This window comes from Lentzea guizhouensis, from assembly GCF_001701025.1.
GTDB classification, from domain to species: Bacteria; Actinomycetota; Actinomycetes; order Mycobacteriales; family Pseudonocardiaceae; genus Lentzea; species Lentzea guizhouensis.
The window spans coordinates 1,754,896-1,769,338 of record NZ_CP016793.1 but is presented as its reverse complement, the minus strand read 5'-3'; the positions used below and the strand labels follow the sequence as shown (position 1 = coordinate 1,769,338).

Below are 14,443 nucleotides of genomic sequence, written 5' to 3'. Positions count from 1 at the left end.
TCACGAAGCCGGCTGCCACCCCAGCTCGGGAGCCAGCTTCGTGGCGATGTCGGTCAGCAGCTGAACGTAGTCCGCGTGCTCGAAGCTGAACGGCAACGCGAACGCCACCTCGTCCACCTCCCGGAACGCCGGATCCGCCCGCAGCTGCCGCGCGATCTCCTCCGACGTCCCGATGAGGTCCCGCGCGAACATCATCCCGCGCGGCCCGACCGGACTCGCCGTCCGCGGCGTCCGCTCGTCCACGTACCGCTGGTACTTCGCCCGCTGCTCCGCCGAAGCCGAGTCCGTGGGAACCACCACGAGCCCCTGCGACACTCGCGCCTTGTCCCCGTCCCGGTGGTGCTCCCGGAACTCACGCACCAGCGCGTGCTGAACCCGCGCGAAGTCCTCGACCCCCTCAGCCTGCACCACGTTGCTGGTGAGGAAGTTCATCCCGTGCTCACCGGCCCAGCGCGCCGACTTGAGGCTGCCACCCCCGTACCAAAGCCGCTCGCTCAACCCCGGCGAATGCGGCTGCACCCGGTCCGACCACACCTCGATGCCCTCTTCGCCGGCGAACTCCGCGGCCTTCTCCCCACGCACGAACCGCAGCAACCGCTCCAGCCGCTCATACCCGAAGTTCTCGACCTCCGCGGTGTCCGGGTAGAGCGAGCCCTTCACGTCCTCCCAGTGCATCGGCGCCCCCACACTCACCCCGGGGTTTAACCGCCCGCGCGAAAGCACGTCCACCGTCGCCAGGTCCTCCGCAAGCCGCAGCGGGTTCTCCCAGCCCAACGGAATCACTGCGGTCCCGAGCGCGATCCGCCGCGTCCGCTGGCTCGCCGCCGCCAGCACCGCAACCGGCGACGAAATGCCGTGCTGCAGGTGCCGATGCCGCACCCAGGCACTGTCAAAACCCAGCTCCTCGCCGAGCTCGATGAGCTCCAACGTGGCCTCGTGCCCGGCCGCCGGGTCGTGCTCGGCGAACTGCCCGATGGTGAGGAAACCCAGCTTCCGCAACGGCATGCGCCCCAGGCTACGACCGACCCGCGCCACCATCCCAGGTGTCCACATGGTGGTACCACCGAACGCCGAACCCGCCGGTGAGATCGTGACGTTCGACCGCGAGGGGGTTCATGGGCGAGTTCGTGTCAGCTTCAGCGTTCCGGACCGAGGACGCAACCGCAGTGGCGGCCGCCGTCACCAGCTTCGCCGCGGCGCACTCCTGGCCCGCCACCCCGGGCCGAGGACCCGGCAACCACCGACGACGTGCTGATCTTCCCGCCCGCCAACGGCTGGACGGTCGTCGTGTGGCCGACGTACTTCACCGAAGTGGCCGCCGCTGAGCACATGAGCCGTCACCTCGGCGTCCTCGCCAGCACGGCCCGCATCTACGTCGGTGACTACTGGGCCCGTTCGCTGCTGCACGACGGCGTGGTGCTGGACCGGTTCGCCTCGATGCCGACCTACTTCACCGATGACGCGGACGAGGTCGCCCGCCTCAGCAGCGAGTACGCGGACCGGCCGGAGGTGATCGCCGCCGCCACCGGCGTTCCGGTCGACCGGATCGCCGGTACCTCGTGCGGCTCGACGAGGACTTCGAACCCGACGGGGTGAAGGCGTTCCCCGATGACGAGTTCGAGCTGGACTCGCCGTGGGTGTTCGTCGACTTCTGGCGGCGGCTCGGACCGCGCTACCCGCAGGACCTGTCGACGTGCGTGGCACGGCTGCGCCTCGCGCCGGGGTGGCTCGACAAGCTGCCCACCGGCGACCCGAGCTCTAGGACGTCACCGCCGCACCCCGGCGGCAAGACCGTCGAGAACGACCCCGAGGTGGCGCTCGAACCGCTGGTCACCGTCGTTCCGCAACCGCCCGGCCGCCTTGGTCAGCGGAGCGTGCTCCCCCAGCCAGGCATCACGTTCGGCGAGTGAGTACCGCGACGGGTCCTCGTCGGCCGACTGCAGCCGTTCCTGCTCCTCGATCACGAAGCCGACGACGAACGCGACCACCACGTCGATGGCGTCGTCCGCCTCCGCGAGGGTCAGCCCCGCCTCCGTCCAGCGCTGGTACAGGGATTCCTTCATGCGCACCACCTCGGGGTCGGAAACCCTTGCGCCGCTAAAGATGCGGGCGCCGTCCCGGTGTCGCAGGTATGCGGCGCGCAGCACGCGGGCGTAGGCGGCGAGGTTCTCCCGCCAGTCGGAGAGCGAACGGCAGATCGCACTGCGGCCGGTGATCGCGCGCGGGACCCAGCTGCCGGTGATCGGGGACGCGGTGCACTTCTTGCGGCGCAATGGCAAGGTGACGAAGGAGAGGGAAATCGACATCGCCTACGTGGCCTGACCGGGCGGTCGCCCACAACGCACGAGGCGGATGCTCGATGTGAGCACACGCCTCTTGCGTTGCGATCTCCCGCATTGACGACACGTGCAGCGTCCTGGTGGTGCAGCCTCCACTCAGGTGTGCCTCTTCCCGGCCACTTGCATGATCGGGCCTCACCAGGCCCCGCGAATCCACGGCCTCAACAACCGTGGCCAAGAAGTTCTGGACCACCTCGCAGGCGACGTCGGATTCGCCCCCCGCATCTGGTACGAGGCGTGAACGAGACCCTGCCGTTCAGCGTCGCACTACTGCAGCGCGCATTCCGCCGCTGCTGTGTTCCGATCGCCTGCGGAAATGCGCCGGTTCTCACGTCGCCTTCCGCCCGGCGACCTGGTTTGCCATGCCGACCCTTGTGTGGCGAACGACATCGTCCGTGACGGCCGCACTGCAGCGTTCACCGCCGGTCATGGCCGTGGCTGATCGACAACGGTGATGTTCGACTGCCATTTGTCACCACTCGACGCAGCGAACACCGTCAGGAAAGGGGTCGTCACTGCGTCGCCCCCTCCTGGCTGAGCAACTGTGAGTCCGACGAGCGCGAGGTCGCACACCGTTCCCAGGTAACGCTTCCGGGATCTGGGCAGCCGCGATCTGCAGTCGCTTCCCGTACGAGAGGGAAGCGAACTCCGTGTCTCGAAGACTGGCGAAACTGTGCGCAGAGTCTACGCGTTGCCGAGTAGATCACGTTGGTTGCGTCGTCCTTCTCCGATCTCCGCACGCAGAAACTGCTGGCGGCGGCATCGTCTGGAGGTCGATGCGCTCCTTTGGGAGGAAGGGGTGATGCCTGGGTGTTCCTGCATAGTCCTCTCATCACTGGCTTAGCCGGTCCACAAAGGACTCGCTGTTGCGATTGCGTCTGCTGGCTGAAGGTTCCATCTTAGGCTGTAACGTACAGGGCGATCGCTGCGACGAACTCTGCTGTAGACCTTCTTCTCCCGGTGGGATGGAGGTGCTCTAGTCCTTGTGTGAACACAGGTGGTTGTGCGGTGGGGAAGGCTGGACGAACGTTGCGGAATGACTCAGGGCTCAACCTTCCAGTCTCGATCAAGCTGCTCGGCGACCTTGAGGTGTCAAGGGCGGGCTCGCGTGTGTCGGGATTGACTGCGGCGCGAGCCGAGGTGTTGGTTCTAATTGCTCTCAGTGGTGATGGCGGTATCTCAAAGCGAGAGCTCACTGATTTTCTTCCCTCTGGCCGAATCTCAGATGATGCGCTGCACCGGCGCATCTCAGACCTGCGCAACAAATGCGGTATAATCATTCAAGACCCGCGCCGGGGACGAAGTCGGTACGTGCTGTCACCTCAGCATGTCGAATCGATCGACGCTCAGCTTTTTGTCGATGGCGTGAGCGGCCTTTCTGCGACGCCGCAGATCGACGAACTCGACAAGCTCATGGGGCTGTGGAGAGGAAATCCGGGAGCGTCTTGGACTGGGCCGCTGCGAGGGCCGTGGGAACGCGTGATGCGTGCACGGTCGATGCTGGTCGAACATCTCAAGCGGCATTCCGACCTGAAGGCCTCCGTCGAGGCCGCTCGCTTCGCGTCGTTGTTCCCGACTCTGCCGGAACTCGAAACCGTGCGTTCGTCTTTTTTGAGGCGTCTACGAAAAAAACCCCGACTGCTCGTGGTCGAGGACCAGATCATGAACGAGATACATGAGGTTCTCGACTCTGATTTTCGCGTTTTCCCGATATCGTCGTTGTCGCAGTGGAACAAAGAGCGCGACGATCTTTCCGTAGACGGAGCGCTCGTAGACCTCCACTTGACGGACGACCTCTCGGACAACTATGGAACGACGGTGATCGCCGAGCACCTCCGGAGACACACGGAGATTCCTGCGGCGTTGATGAGTGTCGCGCCGCCACCGCGATATCGTGCTCAAGACGATCTGCGGATCAAGTACCGGCTCGTCGACATCGTGCAGAAGAACTCGGCGGGGCGCCTCAACGGGGTGGACCTGCTACACGCCGCACACGAGTTGGTGGATGTGGACGACCAGAGTCGGGTGAAAAGGCTCAACCTGTGGATCGACTCCGACGAGTACCACGTGAAGAGCGACTCGCTGTTGAGCGGTGGACGAAGCGCTCGACGGGACGGGATGGATCGGTGCAGTCAGGAGGCTGAGATGTTGCGGGCGAAGGCGCGGTCCGCAATGTTGAACGTCGATTCGCTCCATGTCGAAGTCATGGAGTTCCACCGGCGCTGGGGGCCTGATCGGCCGGGAGCCAGATACTGACACGTCCACCGCCGAACCGCTGTGAATGGTCGTGCAGTTCCAGGGCGCCGTGGAAGTCGGCGAGCCACGTCACTGCCTGGCGGATACCAGAACCGTGCCGGGTCATTGTCCTCGGATCGTATGCGGCGCCGCCCTGTGTGGTTATCCTCCGGTACAGCTCGAGCTCATCCGGGGAGAATCCCGGTCCGTTGTCATGGACCTCGATGACCACATGTGCCTGCGCAGCGCGCGGTTGCGACTGCGGACCCATGTCTTCCTGTCGAACGTGGAAGGCTACGAGCCCGTTCTCCTGCGGTGCAGACGAGTTTAGCGCGCGAGCCGCGTTCAGCACGAGGCTTCTCAGAATTTCCTGCATCACATAGCGATTTATTCGGATCCACTTAGCTTGTTCAATACTTTGCGAGATGTCGGCGATTCTTGCTCCGGCCGGGAGGTGCCACTCGACATCACCGATCACAGTGCGGATCAGATCGTGTACTTCGAGCGCTTCGGGTTGCGCCAAGGCCGCTTCGTAGGCTTGGACGTAGGAACCACCGCCGAAGCCACTCAACCGATCCGTCGCGCTGCGGATCGACGACTGCACAGAAGGTTCGGCGACACTTTCAAGTGCACGGTCGAGCATGCCGGTGATCGCGATGACGTCGTTGTCGACATGGTGACCGATGAGTCGGATGACCCGTTCTGCGATCAGTGCTGCGGTGGAGAAGCGGGTTTGCCGGAGCTTTTCCGCTGCCTCGTTCAGCGCCAGGACGAGGTCATCGCGGAGCTTCCGGGGACCGTCGACGCCGCGCAGCAGGTCACGCAAGCCAGGACCGGGTAACGCGAACCGGTCCTTGGTCCTGGCGCGTACGAATCCGCGCGCGGCCAGCGCCTCCAGAGCCCGCTGCACGGGCAGGCGCTCACGCAACCACGACGTGGTTCCTGGTGGGAGCTCAACCGTCGGGATGCTGTCGGCGACCTCGTCGGCACGGACGAGTTCTACGTCGTCGAACCGCCACAGCAGGAGCATGAGCACTGCCTTGGCTGCTGGGAGATCAGCGAGAGTCTGGAGCACGCGCGTGCGGGCGGCCGATCTGACCTCGGCGGTCCGAGTGACAGCCAGCTGGGCGGAGCGGATGCGCTTGTCTGCTGGGCGGTGTCGCAGCAGGACCGTGAGCAACTCGTTGAGCACGATGGGGTGCTCGTCGCTGTCCTGCAGCAGGGAATCAAGAACAGGACCGTCGGGCAGAACACCGAACAGGTCGAAGTACCAGGCGAGCGAGTCACGTGGTGACGCCCCCCGGCCGAGCACCGCAGGAGCGTCGCCGAGCACTGCGGCAGGGGAGAGCTGCGGGATCAACAGCCGCAGCAAGTTGATCCCCTGCTCGTTGCGAATCGCTGTTCCGTTCCTGCCGTCCGGAGCGATGACGCGCAGCAGCGTTGCCACGTCGAAGACGGCGACATTGGACGCGGCGGGTGGCGATGGGGCGATCAGCACCGGCCGGAACCAGATGATCGGGGTGTCGCTCGCCGGCGGCGTGCTGTCTCCATCCGTCGTCTCGTCGCTGACCCAGAGCGGAACCCCGCGCGATCCCAGCATCGGCAGGTCCGGCAATCTGGGATCTGAGAGGCCGAACAGGGTGGTCAAAAAGCCCGACTTGCCCTCGGCGACGTTCACCTCCAGCGAGACCGGTTTGCCCAGCAGCGCACTCAGACTTGTGGCGAAGTCCCGTACGGCCGCAGCATCCACGCCCTCGACCATCCTCTTGAGGAGGTTGATCAACTTGAACGCCGCGATGTCGCCCTGATCGAGGCGGAAGCGGACGAACTCCGGGCCTGGCATCGAGAACGGACTGTCGTACCACGAGAGCACCTCTGCCACCGGCCGGTTGGGCCAAGGCCAGGTGAGAGGCGGTCTCGGAATCGTATGCGGACCCGCCTGGGCGATGTGGTGCGGACCGTCGGCCACGAGACGTTCTGCAACGCGGAGTTCGCCTACGCTCAGGCATTCCCTGACTGCTGCCTCCCACGCCCTGGTGGCGGGTGCACGATCTACCGCAGACAACGCGGCCGTCAGCGCAGACTCGATCCGCCTTCGGACATCGCGCTCGCCGTCTTTGACGCGCCCGGAGTGATCGTCAATCTCCTCGCGCGCGCGGGACAGGGATTGCCTTGCTGTGTCGAGCAAATCCGTGTCGGGTGGGAGGTCCACGGCGACGGCTTGAGCACGCAGGAGGAGGTCAGACCACTCGCGAGACAGGGCAGCGACGGCCCGCTCCCTGGACTCCGCCAGCATCGACTCTGCTCTTGACCACTCGTCAGCGCTGAGCGACGCGCCGCTCTCGGACTCCGAGTCGAGCAGCTCGATGAGCAACAATTCCGCCTGCTCGAAGCGGCCCTCTGCGATCAGGTCCGTCAGATTCTGCGCCGGCGTGCGCGGACGTGCCAAGCCCGCCAGTACGTGACGGGCGGCGGTGTCCGCAGTGAGCGTGCCTGAGCTCAGGTCGCTGACCAGAGCTGGATACCTCCGCCGCGCCGGCCACTCGGCGAGAAGAGTGGTCATCAGGTTGTCAGTCACCGGTTTCCTTTCCTCCCGCCCAGACAGCCAATTCGTCAAAGGACTCGACCACCGAGGTGAGGAACCGGGCTTCCGGTTCGGTGCACTGCTCGATGAAGGCGAGGAGGTCGGGACGCTTCTGCATGACGACCTCGGCCAGCGGACGTGCCGCGGTGAGCAGGCGTTGGGTCTCGAGATCCGGCCCTGTCTCGTCGTCGGGTCCGTTCCACCGGGCGACAACAGCCTCCGCCTCTGCGATGACGCTTTCGAGCAATCTGACGTACCGCTTCAGGTATGTGCCGTGCATCAGCGGGTCACCGGGGGAGGCGGTAGCTGTGGCGGCGTTGATCAGCGCGTTCAAGTTGCCCAGCTTGGGTTCCGCGAGCCACTGTGCCAGCGCGGCGGATCGTCTGCCCGTGAGGATGTCCTTGAGCTGGGTGAAATGTCCTTTGGGGTTGGTGAACAAATAGAGGTGCGTGCGGAGACTAGGCGTGCTCTCGAAGTGCGTGTGCTCCGCTCGGTCGAACGCTGTGCTCAGTCGATCCCACGCACGGTCCTTGTCATCAGAATCGGCCATTTTGGACAGGTCGCATTTGATCGCCTCGACGGGAAGAGCGATGCCGAACGATTCGGCGGCGTACTGCAGGGCCGTTTCACCGAGCACCTTCCACGGTTCGATGCCGTCGTCCTCGCCGCTCGCGGCACCCTCGATCTCGGAGAGCAGGAGTTCCAAGGTGTCTTGTGCGTCCTTGCCGCCGATAAAGACCACTTGCTCCACAGCGGACACGAGGAGCGTCGCGACTTCGATCGCACGCCGTCGCGGGGTGTCGTCCGATTCGGCGTCCAGAAGGGACAGGGCGTTGCCCAGTGCCGCAGGATAGGCGGACGTGCCCCTGGCGGCTGCCAGCACGGCGACAGGTAGGCGCGGACTCAACTCGTCCTCGCGGGTCAGATGGCGTAGCAGAAGCGCCTCGACGAAGCGTCCGTCCGACCACAGGTCCTCGACGAGCCAACGTGCCCAGCGTTTGGGGCCAGCATGGCCGTTCCCCGATTCTTCCTGCAGCAGGCAGGCCGACGCCGCGACTCTCAGCAGACTCCGTTCCGCGTCCTCGGCCAGGTGGTCCAGGACGGTCCACGGGTCCGCTGCCGTGGTGAGGTGTTCGGCCACGGCGATCGTCGGCTCGACCTCGTTCAAGATCCGCTGCACAGTGAGGTAGATACCCTCGGACTTCGGCAACGCGGCCACTGCTGTCGCCGGACGCGGACTCGTCAAACCCAACTGATGAGCGACCTCGTCCGCGAAGCGAGGGCTCGTCACCTGAACGCTCACCTCGGACTGGCGCCTATATGCCGCACCGGTGTTGAAGAAGCCTTCAAACGAGAGGAAGTTGAAGCTGCCGATCACGACCAGGTCGTCGCAGACGAGCACCTTGGCGTGCAGGTCCACGCGTTCGAGGTGGAACTGCTCAGGGAACTCCGCTTCCACCGCGGCGAGAGCGGACTCCGCACGGGTGGGGGGTGCCGCGACCGGTCCTCCGGCTGAAAACAAGACAGGACTGTCGTTCCTGTGCGAACGCTTGTAGCTGATCGCCACCTCGACACCGCGTTCCAACGCACCGCGCAGCGCTCCGATGAAACGGTCGTCCACCACCTGGCTGCTGAGCTGGTCCGAAGTGATGGCTAGGCGGAACCGGGCCTGTCGCAAAGCTCGTTTGAGCAGTTCACGATGGGTGCCGTCGACGACGATAAGCCCGTCGGCGTTGGCGCGGTCGGCGAGCTTGGCTCCGATCTGGTTCGCGTGCTCGACCCACGCCTTGCTCCACGTCCTCGCTGCGATCTCCGCTGCCTGTCCCTCACCGTCATCAGGTTCACTCGGCTGGGGGTGGCGGCGTGTGCCGTTGGCGGTGTCCTGACGCTCGGGTTGTCCAGCGAAATCCCTGGAACGGGTGAGGCCTCTCCTCAACGCGAAGTCGTTCTCGGTCACCAGCATCTGGTTGCTCGTCCGGTAGTCCGGCACGATCGAGCGCGCCCACTTCAAGAGTTCGCGCACCGGGATACATGGGCCGTTCTCGATGCCGGCCAGCAGAACTCCGACCTCCTGCGAGGGATCCGGTTTGTTCAACATGTTCCAGCTGGTGACGAAGGCACGCTCGTCATCGATGATCACGATCTTCGCGTGCGTGCGCGACGATCCCGAGATCGGCTCGTCCTTGTTCTGCGTGTCACTGCCCGGGACGTGGAGCTTTCCCGCAGACCTGCTCTTGGTGTTGCGAAGGACCATGTCGTAGAGGAGGCCGTTGACCCTTCCGTCCACCGTCTGGTCGTGGCTGATCCCCCACAGCAGGAAGATGTCAACGCCGCGTTCAAGTGCGGCTCGTAGTGCGGGGGCGACCGCGGCCAGCGCGGTGTAGCTCATCCAGGGGGCGGTGATCACAAGCTGGGTTCGCGCACTTCTGATGGCGTTGAGCAGCACATCGGTGTGATCGCGACCGATGACGGCCGTGGCGTCGACCTCGCGCTCGGTGAGCTCGACGAGTTGCGTGTCCAGCCGCCGGGCGTGGTCGGCCAGCGCAAAATGCCAGTTCCGGCGTTGCCCGGCCGGAATCGTGGCAGCGGCCTCAGCCTGTCCGCGCAAGCGTGCCACCCCGTCGGCGAGACTCAGCGCTTCCACGAGGCCGGGAGGTGCCTGTCCCCTCAGGGCGCGGACGAAGTCATCGTTGGGCCGTGCAGAGATCAGGCGGCTCAGTTGCTCGTTGGCGGCTGCACGCTGCGCGTCGGAGAACTGGTCGTCCACCACGGTCACGGTGAGGGCGTCGTCGAGCGGGTCGACGGTGGGACGCACCTCGACCGGTAGCCACCGCCGTCCGACGGAGGCGAGTTCGTTGCCCGCCAGATGGGCGCTGAGCACCCGGGCGTTGCGTGCGAACCCCTGGCGATCATTCGTGTCGGAACCGGCGGCCTCGGCATTCCGCTTGGCCTCGTTGGCCAGGTCCAGCTCGAGCGCGACGAGCAGGTCGGTGTTCGTCAGTTCACCCAAGCGCGTCAGGCGGTTCTCAACCGGGACGGCGAACCGGCGTTGACCGGGATTGTCACGGCCGAGCACCGGACGGATCTCGTTCGTCAACTTGTCCACCATCAAGTTCCGGGTGGTGTCGACGACTTCGGCGCTCTTCAGCTTGTCCAGGCTGTTGGTGGTGATCGCGTGGGCCACCTCGTCCGAGACGCGCACTCCGGTTCGGGTTCGAACCACGAGGAGGTACTTGGCCCTCCACAGGTCCTGGGCGATGTCGACGAGCATGCGCTGTGGCAGACCGAGAACCGCCGCCAGGTCCCCGAGGGTTCTGACGCCCGCGTGCACCGCCTTGAGGACGATCTTTTCGATCGGGGTGAGGGCCTCGGCGAACCCCAGCTTCACCCGCACGGAAACGACATCGCACGGGACGTAGATCGTGACTCTCTCTGGGCCGCTCACCGCGCACCGGCCGAAAATTCCGTGGCCGACACGACCTTGCCGTAGATCCGCACCGCTGAGCAGACCTGCTGCCACAGCTTGCCCGCGTCACTGATGGACGAGAAGTGGTTGAAGTTGCCGACGATCACAAGTTGGCGCCGCGCTCGTGAGAACAGGACGTTCACCAGTTCCCGTTGAGCGAGGTGGCCGAGTTGGTGCAGGGTCCTACCCGGTCGGAGGGTGTCCCGTACGAGCGAAACGATCACCAAATCCGCTTCCTTGCCCTGGAAACCGTGGATCGTGTTCACGTGGTCACGGATCAAGCTGTTGCGCTGCAACAACTGCACCTGCTCCCGATACGGGCTGAGCACGGCGATCGGGTGGTCGCCGAACCCTGCTTCCTTCCTGCGGGGAAACGGCTGCAGGTCTTGGAGGAGGTTGTGGACGATCGCCACCTCGCCTGGGTTCGACCAGTGGGGCTCATCCCTGCAGTCGGCGAGCCCTTCCGTGTTGAGCCAGACCAGCGACTCCCCGTTGAGCACACGCGGATGGTCGAAGTGGACCGGATCCGGTTGGGACTCCATGTTCGTCTTCAGGCTTCCGACGGGCAGTCCGTCGGCCGGTGGCGGTACAGGTTGTTCTTCAGCCGGGTAGAAGACACGGCTTACGACCTCGGCGATGGGTTCGCGCATCCGGAACTGCGTGCTCATGCGCAGCAGAGGAGGAGCTTGGCGTGAACGGCCCCTCGTCGCCTTGGTGAACAGTGCACCGAAGAGGTCGAAGGCCTCGAGGTACTCGCTGAAGGTGGCTTGGGTGACCTCTTGCTGGGGGTCGGCGAGGCAAGCTCTCAGGAATCGTTCGACGTCGTGGCGGCGGTGCGCGGGCAGCTGGGACTGGTCGCCGACGAGCGTCCACCGCCTGCCGCGGACGAGCGGAATCGCGAGCTCCGTCGGCCAGGCCTTGGCCGCTTCCTCGACCACGACCCAGTCGAAGACGGTGTCCGCAGTGGGGGAGAGCAGTTCGGGGGTGGAGGTCGCGCAGGTGGCGAACACCAGGTTGGCGCCTCGATGTACCCGGTCGGAGAGTTCTGGCAACATGGATTCGCCCGTGCCACCGTCGGCGAGGTTCTGCCACTCCGTGAGAACGTCCACCATTTCGCTGGACATGGACATGCTGCGATCGGCGAGCACGCGGCTCACGTGCCGGTGAATGCCAAGTGACAGGCGTGTCGCGGACCTGTGCCGCGTCCACTCAAGCAGGCTTTCAGACACTCGGGTGCTCGCAGAACGGCCCCGTGCGGTGACGCGCAACGGCATGAGACCCGAAGAACTGTCGGCCTGTTCCACCGGTCGACCCCGATCGTCAACCGCACCGATCTCCGCGAGCACGCGGTCTGCAAGATTGTCGAGCGCGAAATTCGACTGAGCTGACACGAGCAACCGCGCGGTGGGCGACCTGCGCAGGTAGGCGGCGATCGCGGCCGCGGTCACCGTGGTCTTGCCCGTGCCGGGCGGACCTTGCAGAGCCATGAACGGCTCGCACACGAGGATTTCTCGCACTGCTTTGGGGCCGTCCCCGAGCAGGCCTTCGCCGGCGGAGTCCCAGTGGTGCGCCAGGGTGCGGATCGTGTTCGGGCCGCTGATCTGGCTGCGGAGCTGCTTGAGGTCGAACAGTTCGTAACGTGCATCGCGCTGCCGCTGAAACGCGATGGCCGAACCCCTGTCGTCGGTCGGCCGCAGCCATCCGTTGTCGGGCAGCGCGGTGCGACCGCGCACGTGCAAGACCACGCGGTCGGGCCCTTCTCGGCGCACGACCTCTGCGGTGCCCACGCTCTTTCCGGGTTTGCCGTTCATATCGTCGATGAGGTCGACATCAGTGCCGCCATCGTCGGTCTGGAGAGCCTGAAAGAAGGCACCGAACTCCTCCCTGAGCTCGGGGGTTGCCGCGTACTTGACGAACAGGGGCGACGAGACGATGCGCTTCTGGTCGGCGTCTCGGTCGTAGCGGACCAGGACCTCACGGGCTCGTGCGTCACTCGAAACCACCTGATAGGGATAGATCCTGGCGTCTAGCTCGACCTTCTGGTAGTCGATAAGCCAGTCGATCGCCTCCTGGTAGGCGAGTTCGGCCGGTGTGCGTTCGTCGCTGGGATGCAACGAGTCCTTCAACAGCGCCCACGAGGGCTGACCGCGCAACCGTCGCTTGAGGACGTCCTGGTCGACAGTCGTCGACTCCAGCTTCACCGGAGGTACCGTCCGAGACTCGGTCCAGTTCAGCTTCTTGACCTTCTCCTCCACCCACGGCTGTGATCGTTTCGCCACGTACTTGATCACCAGGGCGTTTTCGGTGACCTCGGTCGGATTGCCGAACTCGTCCTCGAACCGGTAAAAGTCGCAGAACCACACAGCCATCTCGCCGCGGAGCACTACCGTTGCGGCCCGCTTGGCTTCGCGTTCCCCGCCGCCCACGAACGAGTCGGCACCGTGAGGAGACAGGGTCATCCGGGCGCGGTGCAGGTCTTCCGCGATGAAGTCTGTGAGTTGCTCGGCCCCGGCGGTCGTCTGCGGGTGGTGGCTGATCCAACCCCAAGCGAGGATTGTCGATGCCGACTGCTTGGGCATGAAGAGGACGGTGTACGGCCTGCTGTCGGCTTCACCGTCCCAGGCGGCCATGATCCGGTCGTACGCTGTGGTCAGTGAGGCCACCACATCCGCCGCGGCCGGCCGGTCTTCTGGCTCCTCTGCCAACATCTTGATGAGGATCGTCGCCAGTTCCGGCGGAGTGTCCGGGTCGGTTCTCAAGGTCTCGCGCAGACGATCGCGGAACCGACGGTGGGCGGTCGCCAGCGCGGTGGTGTCCTCGGGACTCGGGGCGCGGTCGATCGCCGGCGGGAGTTCATCTTCTGGGAACGAACCGAGGAACCACTCCCACATGATCGCCGCGAGGCCGTAGACGTCGGCCTTCTCGTCTTCGACGGTGTTGGACCTGTCGTCGGCCAGGATGAAGGCGAGGCGTTCAGGCGGGGCGTAAGCCATCGAGCTTCCGCTGTGCTTGATGAACAGTTCCCTCAGCTCGGCCTGGTCCACCTGGGCATCGAACGTCTGCAGGAAGAGGTCGGCCACCAACGCGCTGAGCTCGAATCTCGCGAATCGGTACTCTGGGCCGTCGTAAACGTCGATCGCCGCCGGGCTGAGGTTGCGGTGGGTCATTCCGAGGGCATGCAGCGTGGCGAGCCCGTCGGCCAGTGATCGGAACTTCCGTACAGCGTTCCCTTTTTGTGACCTAAAATGTGTAACGTCTTGGCTGCCGGCGTTCCTGCGGGCACCTCGAGTCACCACAAATGCCATTCCGTCGGACTCGATCCCTGCGGCGGTGGTTTGCTCAGGAGACAGATAGCCGCCGTCGAGCACCTCGGGCAACGTGGGGTGAGCCGACCCGGCGATCCGGAGCAGTGCGCGGATGTCCTGCTCCCACATGAGGCCGCCAAGCTCACCGATTCCGAGGAATACCTGCACGTCAACCCGCATGTCATCACGGTCGAGCAACTGCAGCCGGTAGAGTCGTCCCGGTAGCTGTGGCTCCATCCTCGGCGGCTCGTCGTCGAGTGGCGAGTACGGGCCGAATTCAGCGGTGGCACTCGAACACAGGAAGTGTTCGACGAGCCGGAACGCCATGGCGGCCGATTCCGAGTCACCTGGTATCGCGAGTGCACCATTCATCGGCGTCAGCCTACGCGTCGATCTCGAGAAAATAGGTGGTCGCCGGAAGAGCCACCTGAACGGCCGACTGAGTTGGTGCTGAGCAGGTGAGGAAGAGGTGCTCAGAACTCAGCGTGAAGCGCAGTGACCTCTCAGTGGAAGC

General features: G+C 65.0%; 7 protein-coding genes. 2 read left to right on the top strand and 5 right to left on the bottom strand.

The window, feature by feature from the left end; all coding sequences use genetic code 11:
- Complete coding sequence (locus tag BBK82_RS08865) at window positions 1-1,005, bottom strand: LLM class flavin-dependent oxidoreductase (protein ID WP_065920920.1); 1,005 nt, start codon at window positions 1,003-1,005, stop codon at window positions 1-3.
- Between the two features lie 243 nt (window positions 1,006-1,248).
- Here BBK82_RS08865 and BBK82_RS08855 point away from each other — a divergent pair, with 243 nt between their 5' ends.
- Window positions 1,249-1,596 carry a hypothetical protein gene (locus tag BBK82_RS08855; RefSeq protein ID WP_065914564.1) on the top strand — a complete coding sequence of 116 codons (348 nt, stop codon included), beginning with the start codon at window positions 1,249-1,251 and terminating at the stop codon, window positions 1,594-1,596.
- A 170-nt stretch (window positions 1,597-1,766) separates the two neighbouring features.
- Here BBK82_RS08855 and BBK82_RS08850 read toward each other — a convergent pair whose 3' ends face one another.
- Window positions 1,767-2,306: a TetR/AcrR family transcriptional regulator C-terminal domain-containing protein gene (locus BBK82_RS08850; RefSeq protein ID WP_083267879.1), complete on the bottom strand. Its 540-nt coding sequence runs from the start codon at window positions 2,304-2,306 to the stop codon at window positions 1,767-1,769.
- A gap of 1,041 nt (window positions 2,307-3,347) precedes the next feature.
- On the opposite strand from BBK82_RS08850, the gene BBK82_RS50025 reads away from it, so the two are divergent.
- Entirely contained in the window at window positions 3,348-4,595 is a 1,248-nt protein-coding gene (locus BBK82_RS50025; RefSeq protein WP_154697196.1) for a hypothetical protein, read from the top strand.
- Here BBK82_RS50025 and BBK82_RS08840 read toward each other — a convergent pair.
- The 3 genes from BBK82_RS08840 to BBK82_RS08830 are packed head-to-tail and all read right to left on the bottom strand — an operon-like array spanning window position 4,543 to window position 14,301.
- Window positions 4,543-7,152 carry an ATP-binding protein gene (locus BBK82_RS08840; RefSeq protein ID WP_065914562.1) on the bottom strand — a complete coding sequence of 870 codons (2,610 nt, stop codon included), beginning with the start codon at window positions 7,150-7,152 and terminating at the stop codon, window positions 4,543-4,545. The genes BBK82_RS50025 and BBK82_RS08840 overlap by 53 nt on opposite strands.
- Entirely contained in the window at window positions 7,145-10,552 is a 3,408-nt protein-coding gene (locus BBK82_RS08835; RefSeq protein ID WP_154697195.1) for a phospholipase D-like domain-containing protein, read from the bottom strand. The genes BBK82_RS08840 and BBK82_RS08835 overlap by 8 nt, the downstream gene beginning before the upstream one ends.
- A 47-nt stretch (window positions 10,553-10,599) precedes the next feature.
- Complete coding sequence (locus BBK82_RS08830) at window positions 10,600-14,301, bottom strand: AAA domain-containing protein (RefSeq protein ID WP_083267878.1); 3,702 nt, start codon at window positions 14,299-14,301, stop codon at window positions 10,600-10,602.
- Window positions 14,302-14,443: the final 142 nt, after the last annotated feature.

Coding starts and splice junctions, on each gene's coding strand:
- BBK82_RS08830 (WP_083267878.1), bottom strand. CDS start 14,301: ATGAATGGTGCACTCGCGATACCAGGTGACTCGGAATCGGCCGCCATG.
- BBK82_RS08850 (WP_083267879.1), bottom strand. CDS start 2,306: ATGTCGATTTCCCTCTCCTTCGTCACCTTGCCATTGCGCCGCAAGAAG.
- BBK82_RS08865 (WP_065920920.1), bottom strand. CDS start 1,005: ATGCCGTTGCGGAAGCTGGGTTTCCTCACCATCGGGCAGTTCGCCGAG.